The following is a 2110-nucleotide window of genomic DNA, read 5'->3' as shown; positions in this document are numbered from 1 at the left end:
CCGGTGCGGACATCCCGCTTGGCCGGCTCGGGCCAGAACCGCTCGTGCTGGAACGCGTAGGTCGGCAGATCGACACACTGCGCGCCGGTGTTGGCGTAGTACGCCGCCCAGTCCACGGGCGCGCCATTCACGTGGAGTTCGGCGAGAGCGCCGACCACCGCATCGGTCTCGGGACGGTTCTTGCGCAGGGCGGGGATGAAGACGGCGTCGGTGACGCAGTCCTGTGCCATGGCGGACAGGACGCCGCCGGGGCCGAGCTCGAGGTAGGTGGTCACGCCCTGCGCCTCGAGGTGAGCCATGCCGTCGGCGAACCGGACGGCATTACGTACGTGGTCCACCCAGTAGTCTGCGGACAGCAGCTCCTCACCCGCGACGGTGCCGGTCAGGTTGGAGACGATCGGGATGCGCGGGGCATGGAAGGTGGCCGTCTGCAGGACCTGCCGGAACACCTCCAGCATCAGCTCCATGCGCGGCGAGTGGAACGCGTGGCTGACCCGCAGCTTCTTGGACTTCGCGAACCGCTCGGCGATCGCGGTCACCTCGTCCTCGTCACCGGAAATCACTACCGAGGTGGGTCCATTCAGGGCGGCGATGGACACGTTGTCGGTGAGCAGCGGCAGGATCTCGTCCTCGGTCGCCTGCACAGCCACCATCGCCCCGCCCTCCGGCAGGGCCTGCATCAGCCGGCCACGCGCAGCCACCAGAGCAGCCGCGTCCTCCAGCGACCAGACACCGGCCACGTGCGCGGCAGCGAGCTCGCCGATGGAGTGGCCGAGAAGGTAGTCAGGCGTGACGCCCCAGTGCTCCATCAGCCGGAACAACGCCACCTCGACCGCGAACAGACCCGCCTGCGTGTAGACGGTGCGGTCCAGCAGACCGGACTCGTCCGTGAAGACCAGCTCCTTGACCGAACGGTCCAGGTGCTTGTCCAGCTCCGCGCACACAGCGTCGAACGCGTCCGCGAACACCGGGAACGCCGCATACAGCTCCCGGCCCATCCCCGCCCGCTGCGACCCCTGGCCCGAGAACAGGAACGCCGAACGCCCACCCCCGACCACACCCGACACCACACCCGCGGCCGAACGGCCCTCGGCCACCGCGCGCAGCAGTTCCTCGCGGTCCTCGCCGAAGACCACCGCACGGTGCTCCAGGCGGGCGCGATGCAGAGCGAGGGTCAGGCCCACGTTGGTGGCCGGCAGGTCGGCGGCGCTCACTGCCTCGAGCAGGCGCCCGGCCTGACCGGCCAATGCTTCCGGGGTCTTGCCCGACAAGACCCACGGCACCACCGGAAGCGCAACCCCCGCCTCGCCGGTGTGCTCCGGCTCCGGCTCGACCGCCTCCAGGACGACGTGCGCGTTCGTCCCGCTGATGCCGAACGACGACACACCCGCCCGGCGCGGGCGGCCACCGGTCTCGGGCCACTCCCGCGTTTCGGTCAGCAGCTCGACCGCGCCCGCCGACCAGTCCACCTTCGACGACGGCTGATCGGCGTGCAGGGTCTGCGGCAGCACCCCGTGGCGCATCGCCATGACCATCTTGATCACACTCGCGACACCGGCGGCGGCCTGCGTGTGCCCGATGTTGGACTTGACCGAGCCCAGCCACAGCGGCCGCCCGTCCTCCGGGCGTTCCTGACCGTACGTGGCCAGCAGCGCCTGCGCCTCGATCGGGTCACCCAACGTGGTGCCGGTGCCGTGCGCGTCGACGGCGTCGACGTCGGCGCCGGTCAGACCGGCCCCCGCCAGCGCGGCACGGATGACGCGCTGCTGCGACGGCCCGTTCGGGGCGGTGAGCCCGTTGCTCGCGCCGTCCTGGTTGACGGCCGAGCCCCGCACCACCGCCAGTACCTGGTGCCCGTTGCGGCGGGCGTCGGAGAGCCGCTCCACCAGCAGGACGCCCACGCCCTCGCCCCAGCCGGTGCCGTCCGCGTCGTCCGAGAAGGCCTTCACCCGGCCGTCCGGGGCCAGGCCGCCCTGGCGGGAGAACTCCACGAAGCCGGCCGGCGTCGCCATCACGGTGACGCCCCCCACGAGGGCCAGGTCGCACTCGCCGGAGCGCAGCGCCTGCGCCGCCAGGTGCAGGGCGACCAGCGACGACGAGCACGCCGTGT

The 2110-nt window shown here is 71.7% G+C and carries 1 protein-coding gene; it reads right to left on the bottom strand.

Going from position 1 to position 2110, the window contains the following annotated elements; translation table 11 throughout:
* Positions 1 to 2110, bottom strand: a 2110-nt coding sequence (locus A2U95_RS29900; protein ID WP_166028787.1) for a type I polyketide synthase, incomplete at both ends; no start/stop codon positions are given.

The organism is Streptomyces chilikensis, assembly GCF_001642695.1.
In the GTDB taxonomy this organism is placed as follows: domain Bacteria; phylum Actinomycetota; class Actinomycetes; order Streptomycetales; family Streptomycetaceae; genus Streptomyces; species Streptomyces chilikensis.
Note: the sequence above shows the minus strand (reverse complement) of the source record. Positions and strands in the feature narration are given on the sequence as shown.